Below are 13,140 nucleotides of genomic sequence, written 5' to 3'. Positions count from 1 at the left end.
CCCGGCACCCCGGGCATCGCCGTCAGCGGCCCCGTACGGCGGGCAGGATCAAGTTGTCGATGACGTCCCGGACGTACTTCGAGTCGACACTCTGACCATTGACCACCCGCATCAGGCCCATCCCGGTCAGCACATCAGCGACCAACGACCAGTCCCGGTCGGCCGACACCTCGCCGCGGGCGACGGCTTGCTGAAGGATCGTCGTCATCACCCGCCTACCCTTGAGCAGCATCAGATCTTCGAGCGCAGAGCCGAGGTGCGGATCGTGGGTGGCCTCGACCGCGACCCTCAGCACCAGATCGTAGGAGAATAGGTCGTTGTCGCTGCGCGCCGTGCGCCGCACGATTTCGTCGAAATCGCCTTCCAGACTGCCGGTGTCGGGCGCATCGTCGTCGAGCAGGTCGGGCTTCCAGTACACGAGCGCGTCGGTGATCAACGCGGCCTTCGACGACCAGCGACGGTAGATGGCCGCCTTACCGACACCGGCGCGCGCCGCGATGTCGTTCATGTTGGTGTTGACATAACCGTTTTCGGCCAACGCGGCCAACGCCGCGTCGAGGATGGCCGGATCACGCGACCGGTCGAGTCGGCCGTCAGTCCGCTGGCGCAATCTCGACTTCGACTCTGCGTCAGGCGGGTAATCCGGGCCAGTCACGGCTGTCACACCGTCGTTGTCGGTATCGGCGCGGTGTTGTCGTCGGTCTCGCCCGCCTTCCGGGCACGCTCTTCGCGACCGCGCCTGGTGATCTCAAAGGTGTTGAGCGGCCACCAGAACCAGCGGCCCAGCGCCGCGGCGATCGACGGCGTCATGAACGAGCGCACGATCAGCGTATCCACGATCAGGCCGATACCGATCGTCATACCGAGTTGGCCGACCACCCGCAGGTCCGACACGATCATCGACATCATGGTGAAGGCGAACACCAGGCCGGCCGCGGTGACGACACGTCCGGTCGCCCCGATCCCGCGGATGATCCCGGTATTGAGCCCGGCGTGTATCTCTTCTTTGAAGCGCGAGACCACCAGCAGGTTGTAGTCCGAACCCACTGCCAGCAGAATCACCATCGACAGCGGGATCACGATCCACTGCACGCCCAGGCCCAGGATGTCCTGCCAGAGCAGCACCGACAAGCCACACGCCGTACCCAGGGACGCGGCCACGGTGCCCACGATCACCAAGGCGGCCACCACACTTCGGGTGATGATCAACATGATGCTGAAAATGAGGATCATCGCCGCGATCACCACGATCATGAGATCGGTTTTCACACCGTTCTGCATATCGCTGTAGAGCGATGCCGTACCGGCGAGTGAAACCTTCGCACTGGCCAGCGGGGTGCCCTTGAGGGCGTCGGCGACAACACCTTTGAGGTCGCGGACATGTTCGATGCCGTCCACCGAGGCGGGGTCGCCCTGGTGGGTGATGATCATCCTGACCGCCTTGCCATCGGGCGACATGAACATCTTGACCGCCCGGTTGAAGTCCGGGTTCTCGAAAACATCCGGCGGCAGGTAGAACATGTCGTCGTTCTTGGCTTGATCGAAGTACAGGCCGATCTCCGTCGCGCCCTTGGCCGCTTCCTGTTGTGCGGCCTGCGTGCCGGCCATGGTGCTGTGGGTCGCGATCATGAAGTCGCGCATCCTCTTCATCGTCCCGATGGTGTCCTGCAGCACCGGCAACATCTGCGGCATCAGCTGATCCATGCGGTCCATGTCGGTGGTCAGCGTCTGCATCTTGTCGGTCAGCGTGTCGATGCCATCGAGCGTGTCGAAGATCGACCGCATCGACTGACACATCGGGATGTCGAAGCAGTGCGGTTCCCAGTAGAGGTAGTTGCGCAACGGCCGGAAGAAATCGTCGAAATTGGCCAGGTTGTCCCGCATCTCCTTGGTCGCTTCCACCATCTCGTGGGTATTGCCGACCATGCTGTGAGTGGTTTCGGTGAGCTCCTTGGTAATGGCGTACATGCGTTCCATGCTGGCGACGGTCTTGCTCATCTCGTCAGCCTGTTCGAGCATCTGCGCCGAGTTGTCGTTGTTGAACTTGGCGGACTGCAGTGTGCTGGCGTTCTGCGCGCCGAGCAGGAACGGGATCGAGCTGTGCTCGATCGGGGCACCCAATGGGCGGGTGATGGTCTGCACTCGTTCGATGCCCCGCATGTGCATCACGTTCTTGGCGACCTTTTCGATGACCAGCATGTCCGAGGGGGTGCGCAGATCGTGATCGGCCTCGAGCATCAGCAGCTCGGGGTTCATCCGGGCTTGGGAGAAGTGCCGGTCAGCAACGCCCATGGCGAGGTTCGCCGGCATATCAGCGGGGGTGAACTGCTTGTCGTTGTACTGCGGCACATAGGTCATGAGGGCGACGAAGCCGATGACGGCTATCAGGCTGGTGACGAAGACGATGGGGATGGGCCAGCGAACCACCGACGTGCCGACCTTTCGCCAACCCGGCGACGCGATTTTGTGCTTGGGATCGAGTAGACCGAACTTCGAGGCGACGGTGAGGACCGCGGGTGCCAACGTCAGTCCGGCAATGATGATCACCAGAACCGCGATGGCGCAGGGCAGACCCATGGTCTGGAAGTAAGGCAGCGTCGTCATGGTGAGGCACAGGCACGCCCCGACGATCGTCAACCCGGAGCCCAGGATGACGTGAGACACGCCGCTGTAGGCCACATAGAACGCGTCTTCCCGCTCCAGGCCTTTCGATCTCTCCTCGTGATATCGCCCGAGGAGGAAAATCACATAATCGGTTCCCGCCGCCAGGGACAGCATGGTCACCATGCTCACCGCGTACGGGGTCAGGCCGATGATGTTCAGGTAGCCGGCAGCGGCCGTAACACCCTGTGCAGCAAAAAGTTCCAGAAGAATGACAACCATCGACACGAGCAGCGTCACGACGGAGCGGTACACCGCGAGCAGCATCACGATGATGACGCCGACCGACACCAACTCCATTTTCGCCATACTTTGATGCCCCGCCACCTGGGTGTCGGCGTTGAGCACACTGTTTCCGGCGACGTGGGCCATGATGCCCGGCGGGGCGGGTACCGAGGCCACGATGTCACGTACTGCGGCCACCGACGCGTAGCTCTTGCTGGTGCCCTGGTCCCCGGCGAGGAAGATCTGGACATAGGCGGACTTACCATCCACACTCTGCGAGCCCGCCGCGGTCATCGGATCGCTCCAGAAGTCTTGAACGTTCTGGACGTGCTCGGGATCGGCCTTCAGCTTGGCGACGATCTCGTCGTAGTACTTGTGCGCAGCCTCGCCGACCGGCTCATCGCTCTCCAACACTACCATCGCCGTGGAGTCCGAATCGTACTGCTGAAACACCTTGCCGATGTTCAGCATCGCCTGATACGAATCGGCGCTGGTGGGGCTCAGTGGTACCGATCTAGACGCCGCGACCTCGTCAAGTGACGGGACAAGCGTTCCCAGAGCAACCGTGAGGAGCACCCAGAAAACGATGATCGGCAGCGAGAAGATCCGGACCATCCGACCCAGGAACGGGCGATGGGACTTCGTGTGCGCGTTGCTCATACGGATTTCACCAAGCAGTAGATGAACGGTTTGAAGGTGTCGGTGCTCGTCCGGTCGTCACGCACGTCGTCATCGACAGTTACCCGGCACCCGAGGTCTGTTACGTTCCGTTCGCCCTGAGCCATGATGTTGGCCGACATGGATGGCAGCGTCGTCACGATCGTGAATGACCAAGGCAACGGGGCCTTTTCGATGAGGTTGGGTTGACCGTATTCGTCGAGATAGTTGATGTTCGCCGTGCCTCCGGACCCGGTGATCTCGTACTTGATGTGCTTCGGATTGAAGTTCTCGGTAATTCCGGAGCCCTCCGCCACGTTCGGTTCCTGCTGCCCAGTACCCCGAATTCGAAGGATCGCGTAGGCGCCCAGAGCGACGACCACCACCAGCACCAGCGGTATCCACGCCTTCTTGAGCAACTTGAACACCGTTGCGCCTCCCCGACTGTGACACTCGAAAATTTACCCAGACGGAACCCAAGTTCCGCCTAAGAGGATGCTGAGCACTGTACCCGAGCCGCCCTTGCGTCACGACCCGTACCTACTCGGCCAGGAACCTTTCGAGCCCGGAGATCACGATGTCGAGGTTGAATTCGAAGTCCTGGGCAGCGGTCGCGGCGACACCGCGATCGGCCACCACACGGCTGAGCAGTGGAAATTCACTGGACGGAAGGTCTTTCAGCGCACGCACCACCTCGGGTGTCTGATGATGCAGCCGAGACTCCGCCGAGCCCAGCACATCGTGCGCGGCCGACATCGCCAGTCCGGACACCAGGGTGAGCACCCGCCCGGCGTCGTCGGTGCTGAATCCACCGTCGGTCAAAGCCTGCAGCACCTGTTCGGCCAGCGCGAGGCTCGCCGCCCCGCCGGTGCCGCTCAACCGGAAACTCGTCGCTGTCACCCCGAGTTTGAGTACGCCGTGGCGGATCGCGTTGCCGTAGGCCCGCAGAATCTCCTGCCAGCTCGCACCTTCGGGCAACTTGATCGAGCGCAGCTCGGTCTCGAACAGATCGGCCACCACCAGCTCCAGCAGGCCGTCGCGATCACCGACGTAGTAGTGCAACGTGGTGCGGTCCACCCCGAGCGCATCGGCGACCGCCTGCATGGTCAGCGCACCCGGGGGCATGGCGCGTGCCGCGGCAACGATCTGTTGCTGATCGATGCGCGGTGGACGTCCCCGGCCCCGACGTGGCGCATTTCCGGTGGTCACACAGGCAATTCTAGTTCCTCACGACGCCGCCGGAGCGCCACTCTTCCCTTTTTCTCACGGTCGTGGAAAACTGCCCGAAACCGAGCAAGGAGCCGCTGCGATGTCACAAACTTCGCCATACCGGGTTGTCCAGTGGACGACGGGAAACGTCGGGAAGAGTTCGGTTGCGGCCATCGCCCGCAACCCCACCCTGGAACTGGTCGGCTGCTACGCCTGGTCACCGGACAAGGCCGGCAAGGATGTCGGCGAGCTCGTCGGCCTCGAGCCCCTCGGCGTCGCGGCCACCAATGATGTCCAGGCACTGCTGGCCCTCAAACCGGACGTCGTGGTCTACAACCCGATGTGGATCGATGTCGACGAACTCGTCGAGATCCTCTCCGCCGGAGTCAATGTGGTTGCAACCGCGTCATTCATCACCGGCCACAACCAGGGCGAGGGCCGCGAACGCATCGCCGAGGCCTGCCGCAAGGGTGGCTCGACCATGTTCGGATCGGGCATCAGCCCCGGCTACGTGAACCAGTTGGCGATCGTGGCGGCCGGCATCTGCGACCGGGTGGACAAGATCACCGTCAACGAGGCGGCCGACACCACGTTCTACGATTCGCCCGAAACCGAGAAGCCGGTCGGGTTCGGTCAGCCCATCGACCATCCCGACCTGCAGGCCATGACGGCGCATGGCACGGGGGTCTTCGGCGAGGCGGTCCGGATGATCGGTGACGCGCTCGGCATCGAGTTCGACGAGGTGCGCTGCGACGCCGAATACGCCCAGACCACAGAAGATCTCGACCTCGGCTCATGGACCATCCCGGCCGGCGGCGTGGCGGGGGTGTTCGTCAGCTGGAAAGGCATCATCGGCGACATCACTCGGGTGGAGCTCACCCTGCGGTGGCGCAAAGGCCAGACACTGCAACCTGATTGGCAGATCGATCAGGACGGCTGGGTGATCGAGGTGGCCGGTCGTCCGACCGTGACGATGAAGGTCGGCTTCCTGCCGCCGCCGGACTTCGAGGCCACCACCCTGGAGGAGTTCATGGTGCTGGGGCACATCATGACCGCCACTCCCCCGATCAACGCGATCCCCGCGGTGATCAACGCCGCACCCGGCATCGTCACCTACAACGATCTCCCGCTGATCCTGCCGCGGGGAGTGGTACCGGCGAGTTAGCATCCAGCCATTCACGCATCGGCCTATCGGGGGACACATGACGCAGTTTTCGGGTTGGGTCGGAGCCGGTGTACTGACCGCCGGGGTATCCGCGGCGCTGCTCGTCGGAGCCGGCGCAGCCAACGCCGACTCCGACGGCGGGTCTGATCCAGGACCGGCGAAGACATCGTCGGCCGACAGCGGGAAATCAAGCGCCGCAACAGCCAACCGGCGCCATCAGAAACGGGTCTCGGACGCGCCCGCCGGGCCGCAGAGCCGCAAGAGCTCCGCCAAACGGGGCGACCGCCCGTCGGGGGCGATCCCGCGTCACCGCCCGGCTGCCGAGAAGACGGACGACACGGCGGAGACGCCCATTTCGAGAACCCTCACAGCGTCGGCACCGGTCCACCGACTGGCCGTGCTGCGTAACGAAGTACGCGACCGTCTGGCGCCGTCGACTGCCGATCCGCAACGCGCACCAGTCGTCGGCAGCCACCGCGCACAAGCCGTTATTGCTCAAGTGGCGGACAAGGTTTCAACGCCGACCGCAGACCAGACCAGCCCATCCCCCACGTCGATACTCGGCCCTTTCCAACCCGACTATCCACCGCTGGTCAGGGCCGTCGGGTCGCTCGTCTTCAATGCCATCGGCGGACTGATCCAGACCGTCGACGGTCCGCCGGTGGTGCCGCCCGCGCTCCGCGACTCGGTCCAGGTGAGTAGTTCGACGCTGGTCGTCGCCCCGGGCACCGAGGTGCCTGCCGATTGGTATATCCCGACGCAGGGCGGGTCGGAACGGTTGATCTACCTCCAGCACGGAGTCCTGGCCACCGGTCCGATGTACAGCTACACCGCGTCCTATCTCGCGGAAAGAACCAACAGCGTGGTGGTGGTCACCACCGTGACGTCCAATCCGTTCGCTGACGGCGGGATGTGGCTCGGCGGGGACAACATGCACAAGGCCGTCGCTCAGCTCTTCCTCGACCCCGACCGAAAAGCGTTGAACGCCAGCATGACCACGGCGACATTGAAGGCGGGCCAGGAGAGCTTCGCCGTCCCGCAACAGTTCGTCCTCGTCGGGCACTCACTCGGCGGTGGATTCGCTCCCGGGGTCGCCGGCTACTACGCAGAGGGGTTGGTGGCGCGGCGAGCCGACGGCCAGGATGTCGCCAACGATCTCGCCGGCGTGGTGCTGCTCGATGCGGTTCCCGTCTCGCCGATCATGCCCAATGCGATGGAGCGTCTCGCACTCCTCGAGGCCAGCAACGGCAATGATCCGTCCGACTACGTGCCGGTCTACGAGATCGGTGCGCCACCGAATTTCCTGAACTCCACGAGCAGTGTGAACGACGATCTCTCGGCTGCCCGCCCGGGAAAGTTCAACGGCGTCGTCGTCGACGGCGGCGTGCACATGGACTCCATGCTCGGCGGCAACCCGCTGATCCAATTCGCGGCCTACCTCGTTGCGGGCATCCCGCAGCCGCAGAACCCACCGGCCGTGCAGTGGTTGATGGCGGGATGGATCAACGACATGTTCGAAGGCAACATCGATCCCGTGACCGGACAATGTTCGCGCGACTGCAACGGTTCGTACGGCGCTCCGGGTGCGTCCATCGACATCGACGGCGACCATGGGAACGCTACGGGAGTCGTCATCGAATCCGGCTCGATGCCCGACGAATCCAGCTGGAGCGCACCCCGGTTCATCCCGGTCGACGCGTCGTTCATCCCCCGTTCGGTGCTGTCACGATCGGTGTAGCACTCACCGGGAAGTTGACCGAGTTGGCGATGAAGCACATCCGGTGGGCTTCGTGATGCAGTTCCGTGGCGTCGCCGACCCGGTCCGGCTCGGCGATGATCACCTGCGGCCGTAACGTGACATCGGTGAAAAGGCCACTGCCTTCGGCATTCTCACTCATTGTGCCTTCCGGCCGGTCAGCGTAGGCGGTCACGGTGATGCGTTCACGGGCACACAGTGCGAGATACCAGAGCATGTGGCATTGGGACAGGCTGACCACCAGCAGTTCCTCGGGGTTCCAGCGCTGCGGGTCTCCCCGGAAGGCGGGATCGGCGCTACCCAGGATTGTGGGCTTGCCCGGCGCATCTACGCCCGTCACGTCGTGGTCGCGCGCGTAGTCGCGGTAACCACTGGTTCCCGAACCGGTGTTGCCGGTCCAGGTCACCTCGACTTCGTAGCGGTGAGTCCGATTGGCCATGTTCGCGAACATACCAATCGTCGCGTCAGCTCATCTCCTCACGGACAACAGTGCCCCCCTCGGCAGCCGACGTGGCGGCCCACGAGGCGAGCAGCTCCAGGGCGTGCGCTGTGGCCGAAGCAGGTTCGGCCACATAGATCGTCAGCGTGAGGCCGGGGTCGGAGATCATGTCGACGCTTTCGTAGGCCAGTTCCAGGTCCCCGACGACGGTGTGGTGGAAGTGCTTCACCCCGGCACCGTGCAGACGTACGTTGTGAGAACCCCACAGGCGGCGGAATTGTTCACTGCGGGTGGACAGTTCGCCGACCAGATCATGCAGCGCCTTGTCGTGCGGGTCGCGCCCGGCCTCCGTCCGCAGAATAGCCACGGCGGTGTCCGCGGCGGTGTCCCAGTCCGGGTAGAAGCGTTGCGAATCCTCGTCGAGGAACGTGTAGCGGGCGAAGTTCGGTACGTCGCCCGGCTCGCTGTCGTACAGGCAGGAGTGCATCGCCCGGCCAAGGTGGTTGGTCGCCAACAGGTCCATGCGGCCGTTACGAATGATGGCCGGGGGCGCAATACCGTCGAGCACCCACTGCAGTGCCGGCCGCGGCGTCCAGCGTGCGGATGGACGTCGCCTCGGACGCATTCCGGCACTCGTGCCGTCGGCGGCGTGGGCGAGGTGGAACAGGTGCGCCCGTTCGGCGTCGTCGAGTTGCAGTGCCCGAGCCAGCGCGTCGAGAACTGACGCTGACACACCACCGAGAGAGCCGCGTTCCAGTTTGGCGTAGTACTCGACGCTGACGCCGGCCAACGTCGCGACCTCGCTGCGGCGAAGACCTGGGACCCGGCGGTGTCCCGCGTCGGGAATACCCGCCTGTTGCGGGGTGATCTTGGCTCGCCGCGAAGTCAGGAACTCGCTGACCTCGGCTCGATTGTTCACGTATTCGACGGTACGACTGACAGAAGGTTCCTGGGATGCACTCTCAGTACACGTCTCGACCGGGACTCCCTGATCCCGTCGGTGTCGCGTTCCCTGGTGACATGCAACAAACAACCCACTCAACCCGGCTGCCGACGCTGGTGTACGTCGTCGCCGCCGGCATCTTCTTGATGGGTACCACCGAGTTCATGCTGGCCGGTCTGTTACCCGATGTGGCATCTGACCTCGGCGTCGACGTGACTCGAGCGGGTCTGCTCATCACCGCGTTTGCCGTCGGAATGATCATCGGTCCACCGGCCATGGCGTTGGCCACGCTGCGACTGCCCGCGCGTGCGACGCTCGTCGGGGCGCTGTCGGTATTCAGTGCCGGCCACGTGGTGGCGGCGCTCAGCGATTCATTCGGTGTGGTCGTTGTCTCGCGAGTGGTCACCGCCCTGGCCACCGGAACCTTTTGGGCAATCGGAGCGGTGGTCGCCACCGCTGTCGCAGGGCCCGGTGCCGGCGCGCGGGCGATCGCGGTGATGTCAGGCGGCCTGAGCCTGGCAGTCGTCGCCGGCGTTCCACTGGGCACCTTCGCGAGCTTGTTCACCGGGTGGCGCGGCCCGTTCTGGATGCTTGCCGGGCTGTCGTTGGTCATCGGCGTGGCGGTGTTTCGCATCGCGCCTCCCACGCTCGGCCAATCTCCGGCAAAGGTATCCGTGCGCAGCGAAGTGGCCGGGCTGCGGCCGTGGCGGATGTGGGTTGTGCTGGCGGTCATAGTGCTTGCCCAGGCCGGATTCCTCGGCATGTACAGCTTCATCAGTCCGCTACTGACCGACCGTGCCGGTATTGCACCGGCGCTCGTGCCGGTGGTGTTGGTCGCGTTCGGTATCGGTGCGTTGGCAGGCACTGCCATCGGGGGCCGCTTCGGCGACCGCCATCCCCTGACGACCATTGCGGTGGCGGTGACGGCCTCGGCGACCGGGATGCTCGTGCTGGCAGCCACTGCCGAACACTCTGCGGTCGCGGTCATCGTGGTGGTGCTGTTGGGTGCGTGTGGGCTCGGAGCCAATCCGGTGCTGATCGCGCAGACGCTGCAGCATGCCGGTGGCAGTTCCACCCTGGCGTCATCGCTGGCCACCGCCGCGTTCAATCTCGGTACCGCGGGCGGGTCGGCCCTGGCCGCGGCCACCATCTCGACGGCGTTGGGGCTGAGCGGCCCAGCCATTCTCGGAGCTGGCATCACCGCTTCGGCGCTGATTCCGCTGGCCGTGCTGATCACGCTCCGGCCGAGAGCTTCTGCATCACCGCGAACCCCAGAGTGCACCCTGGCCGCGTGAGTACCTCTTCCATCGCATCGCCCAAGGAGTATCGAAATGCCCTTCAATGAAACGTATTTGAGCCGACGCAAGGCGTTGAAGCTGGCCGGAGCCGGAGCGTCGGCCCTGACGGCACTGACCGCTTCGGCGTGCGCATCACGGCCATCCGGTATCGCTCCGCCATTGCCGGCCACCGCCGGTACGCCCGATCTTCCTGCCGGCGACATGAGCCACGGCGCCGACAATTTCTATGTCAGCGATCGGGTTGATGTGCAGAAGGTGACCTTCAAGAACCAGTATCAGATGGAGGTCGGCGGCAACCTGTTCGTCCCGAAAGACCTGAACCGCAAAGGAAGAACCGCCGCCATGGTTGTCGGGCATCCGATGGGTGCGGTGAAGGAGCAGAGCGCCAATCTCTACGCCACCAAGATGGCCGAACAGGGCTTCGTCACCATGTCGCTGGACTTGTCGTTCTGGGGTGAGAGCGAGGGCCGGCCGCGCAATGCGGTGTCACCGGACATCTATGCCGAAGACTTCAGTGCCGCTGTCGATTACCTGCGCACGCAATCCTTCGTCGACCGGGAGCGGATCGGCGCCCTCGGGATCTGCGGCAGCGGAAGCTTCGTGGTCAGTGCCGCGAAGATCGACCCACGTATCAAGGCCGTCGCGACGGTCAGCATGTACGACATGGGCGCGGCCAACCGTCACGGATTGCGCAATAGCCTGAGTCTGGAACAGCGGCAACAGCTCATAGACCGGGCAGCCCGTCAACGTGATACCGAATTCATCGGCGGCGAAACCGAATACACCAGCGGTACCGTGCACGAACTGACCGAGAGCTCCACCGTTGCCGAGCGGGAGTTCTACGACTTCTACCGGACGCGGCGCGGCGCCTTCACGCCCGACGGCCAGTCACCCGACCTCACCACACATCCCACCCTCACCAGCAACGTGAAGTTCATGAACTTCTATCCGTTCAACGACATCGAGACGATCTCGCCGCGTCCCATGTTGTTCGTCACGGGAGAGCGGGCCCACTCGCGGGAGTTCAGCGAGGACGCTTACCGCTTGGCGGGCGAGCCAAAACAGCTCGCCATCGTTCCCGGGGCCGGCCACGTCGATCTCTACGACCGGGTCGACCTGATCCCGTTCGACACACTGACCGCTTTCTTCAGAGGCAACCTGACCTGACGGCACCACGGATCTTCGCGAGCCGGCACCCATTGACACATTGGCACGAATAACTAGACTTTGTGCCATGGCTAATGTCAGCGCGGCCGACACGGACATAGTGCGACCGAACGTGCTGGCGGATTTCCGCAGGCACTCGGGCAGCATCCTGGGCGGCGCCTTCGGCGCCGCCGCGTTCGACGAAGTCGCCCTGGTCCCGGTGGCCGCGGCCGTCGACCGCAGCGGCCGGTTCGAACGAAACTTTCTCGATCGCGGTGTGCGCAGCGGATTTTCGGCGTTCCTGGCGATCTGGGGTGACGCCACGGACCGCGAGGCGGAGGGGCGCCGCCTGCAAACGATGCACCGCGACGTCCGCGGACACGGCAAAGACGACTTCGCCGAGGTCCGCTACAGCGCCCTGAACCCGCAGCTGTGGAACTGGATCGCGATCAGCGGGATCTTCGTCGTCCTGCATTCGTTCACGCCGGCGACCGGCATCACGATGAACGCCGCCGAGCAGGAGGCCGCCTACGGTCAACTACTCGAGGCGTTTCGCTCGATCGAGCTGCCGGGTGCGTCGGCGAAACTCCCGGAAACGTACGCCGAGGCGTCCCGCTACTACGACGACATGGTGGAAAACCAGTTGCAGGGCAACGAGTTCCTGACCCGTGTGACGGCCGGGCTGACCCAGCTTCCATTGCCGACCCTATTGCTGCCCGCCCCGGTGCGACTGGCGTTGACCCCATCCTGGACAGCAGTTCGACCGATCGCCGGCCGGGTGATCAAAGTGTGCTCATTCGGCATCATGCATCCGGGGATTCGGGAGATGACAGGGTTCCGTTGGCAGTCCCGGCACGACCGGGAATTCGCCGTCTACACCCGGCTGCTCCAACTGGCCTGGCGGGTGCTGCCCGACCGGCTACTGCTGGTACCCCTGGCCTACAACCGGCTGCAGTACGAGAAGTTGGTTCGCCTGCACCGATCGGTGGCGCTGGATTCGTTCGCGCCGCTGGGATGCCCGGCAGCGGGCTGACACACTGGTAGCGATGCCACCACGCAGCAACGCCAGCCAATCCGAACAGGAAGACGCCATCCTCAAGGCCACCGCCGAGGAGGTGGCGCTCGTCGGCCTCGGCCGGGCCAGCCTGGATGTCATCGCCAAGCAGGCCGGTGTCAGCCGCCGTACGCTCTACCGCCGCTTTCCCACCCGCGACGCGCTGATCACCGAACTCGGGCGGCGCACCTTCGACGCGGCGATGCACCGGCTGCGCACCGTCGCAATCGATTCCGGCCCCAACGAGGCTGCGGTGGCGGCGTTCTGCGAAGGTGTGCGGCTGCTGACGACCGAGCCGGTGATGCGCAGGTTCCTGCGCCTGGACACCGATTTCACCGCAGTGGCCGGAGCCTACGACCAAGCTCCGGCGTTTCTGCACCACGCCTCGTCGGCGATGGCCAAGGCCCTTCGCGCGGCGGGCGCGACCATGCCCGATCCCGACCTGCTGGCCGTCGCCGAACTGCACATCCGCTTGGCGTGCTCACTGGCCCAGATGCCGACGCCGGTGTTGGATGTCAACGACGACACGGCGGTTCGCTCCTACGCGCGAAAGCATCTGGCCCCACTCGTGCGGTAGCTCCGTCTCG

12 protein-coding genes are annotated in these 13,140 nt (G+C 64.4%); 6 read left to right on the top strand and 6 right to left on the bottom strand.

What is annotated here, in order from left to right; genetic code table 11:
- Positions 1-22: 22 nt before the first annotated feature.
- The 4 genes from ACZYZF_RS06500 to ACZYZF_RS06485 form a co-directional block, all read right to left on the bottom strand.
- The gene (locus ACZYZF_RS06500; RefSeq protein WP_463743002.1) at positions 23-655 is read right to left on the bottom strand and encodes a TetR/AcrR family transcriptional regulator; all 633 of its coding nucleotides are present in this window, start codon (positions 653-655) and stop codon (positions 23-25) included.
- A gap of 5 nt (positions 656-660) precedes the next feature.
- On the bottom strand, positions 661-3,546 hold the full coding sequence (locus tag ACZYZF_RS06495; RefSeq protein WP_463834930.1) for an MMPL/RND family transporter: 2,886 nt from the start codon (positions 3,544-3,546) through the stop codon (positions 661-663).
- Entirely contained in the window at positions 3,543-3,962 is a 420-nt protein-coding gene (locus tag ACZYZF_RS06490) for an MmpS family transport accessory protein (RefSeq protein ID WP_463744112.1), read from the bottom strand. The genes ACZYZF_RS06495 and ACZYZF_RS06490 overlap by 4 nt, the downstream gene beginning before the upstream one ends.
- Before the next feature lie 121 nt (positions 3,963-4,083).
- Positions 4,084-4,752 carry a TetR/AcrR family transcriptional regulator gene (locus ACZYZF_RS06485; protein WP_463743004.1) on the bottom strand — a complete coding sequence of 223 codons (669 nt, stop codon included), beginning with the start codon at positions 4,750-4,752 and terminating at the stop codon, positions 4,084-4,086.
- A gap of 100 nt (positions 4,753-4,852) precedes the next feature.
- On the opposite strand from ACZYZF_RS06485, the gene ACZYZF_RS06480 reads away from it, so the two are divergent.
- Together ACZYZF_RS06480 and ACZYZF_RS06475 are read left to right on the top strand one after the other, a co-directional pair.
- A complete protein-coding gene (locus ACZYZF_RS06480; RefSeq protein WP_463743005.1) occupies positions 4,853-5,917 on the top strand; it encodes an NAD(P)H-dependent amine dehydrogenase family protein in 1,065 nt (354 codons plus the stop codon).
- Positions 5,918-5,954: 37 nt separating this feature from the next.
- Positions 5,955-7,655 carry an alpha/beta hydrolase gene (locus ACZYZF_RS06475; protein WP_463834928.1) on the top strand — a complete coding sequence of 567 codons (1,701 nt, stop codon included), beginning with the start codon at positions 5,955-5,957 and terminating at the stop codon, positions 7,653-7,655.
- On the opposite strand, the gene ACZYZF_RS06470 is transcribed toward ACZYZF_RS06475, so the two are convergent.
- Both ACZYZF_RS06470 and ACZYZF_RS06465 read right to left on the bottom strand, forming a co-directional pair.
- Positions 7,621-8,112, bottom strand: coding sequence for an OsmC family protein (locus tag ACZYZF_RS06470; RefSeq protein WP_463834927.1), 492 nt, complete (start codon positions 8,110-8,112; stop codon positions 7,621-7,623). The two genes, ACZYZF_RS06475 and ACZYZF_RS06470, sit on opposite strands and share 35 nt — an antisense overlap.
- Before the next feature lie 25 nt (positions 8,113-8,137).
- On the bottom strand, positions 8,138-9,031 hold the full coding sequence (locus tag ACZYZF_RS06465; protein ID WP_463743008.1) for a helix-turn-helix transcriptional regulator: 894 nt from the start codon (positions 9,029-9,031) through the stop codon (positions 8,138-8,140).
- Positions 9,032-9,132: 101 nt separating this feature from the next.
- Here ACZYZF_RS06465 and ACZYZF_RS06460 point away from each other — a divergent pair, with 101 nt between their 5' ends.
- The 4 genes from ACZYZF_RS06460 (at position 9,133) to ACZYZF_RS06445 (ending at position 13,130) form a co-directional block, all read left to right on the top strand.
- A complete protein-coding gene (locus ACZYZF_RS06460; protein WP_463834925.1) occupies positions 9,133-10,350 on the top strand; it encodes an MFS transporter in 1,218 nt (405 codons plus the stop codon).
- A 36-nt stretch (positions 10,351-10,386) separates the two neighbouring features.
- Positions 10,387-11,520, top strand: a complete 1,134-nt coding sequence (locus ACZYZF_RS06455; protein WP_463834924.1) for an alpha/beta hydrolase — start codon at positions 10,387-10,389, stop codon at positions 11,518-11,520.
- Between the two features lie 67 nt (positions 11,521-11,587).
- Positions 11,588-12,532 (top strand): oxygenase MpaB family protein, encoded by a 945-nt coding sequence (locus ACZYZF_RS06450; protein WP_463743011.1) that lies wholly within the window; start codon positions 11,588-11,590, stop codon positions 12,530-12,532.
- Between the two features lie 13 nt (positions 12,533-12,545).
- Positions 12,546-13,130, top strand: a complete 585-nt coding sequence (locus ACZYZF_RS06445; protein ID WP_463743012.1) for a TetR/AcrR family transcriptional regulator — start codon at positions 12,546-12,548, stop codon at positions 13,128-13,130.
- The last annotated feature ends 10 nt before the right edge of the window (positions 13,131-13,140 follow it).

Source organism: Mycobacterium sp. IDUB_24 (genome assembly GCF_055419385.1).
The sequence above is the reverse complement of the archived record's forward strand: the minus strand, read 5'-3'. Positions and strand labels throughout refer to the sequence as shown.

What these genes read in the sequence shown, in the direction of transcription:
- ACZYZF_RS06475 (WP_463834928.1), top strand. Translation starts at nt 5,955, where the DNA reads ATGACGCAGTTTTCGGGTTGGGTCGGAGCCGGTGTACTGACCGCCGGG.
- ACZYZF_RS06450 (WP_463743011.1), top strand. Translation starts at nt 11,588, where the DNA reads ATGGCTAATGTCAGCGCGGCCGACACGGACATAGTGCGACCGAACGTG.
- ACZYZF_RS06445 (WP_463743012.1), top strand. Translation starts at nt 12,546, where the DNA reads ATGCCACCACGCAGCAACGCCAGCCAATCCGAACAGGAAGACGCCATC.
- ACZYZF_RS06480 (WP_463743005.1), top strand. Translation starts at nt 4,853, where the DNA reads ATGTCACAAACTTCGCCATACCGGGTTGTCCAGTGGACGACGGGAAAC.
- ACZYZF_RS06495 (WP_463834930.1), bottom strand. Translation starts at nt 3,546, where the DNA reads ATGAGCAACGCGCACACGAAGTCCCATCGCCCGTTCCTGGGTCGGATG.
- ACZYZF_RS06455 (WP_463834924.1), top strand. Translation starts at nt 10,387, where the DNA reads ATGCCCTTCAATGAAACGTATTTGAGCCGACGCAAGGCGTTGAAGCTG.
- ACZYZF_RS06460 (WP_463834925.1), top strand. Translation starts at nt 9,133, where the DNA reads ATGCAACAAACAACCCACTCAACCCGGCTGCCGACGCTGGTGTACGTC.
- ACZYZF_RS06470 (WP_463834927.1), bottom strand. Translation starts at nt 8,112, where the DNA reads ATGGCCAATCGGACTCACCGCTACGAAGTCGAGGTGACCTGGACCGGC.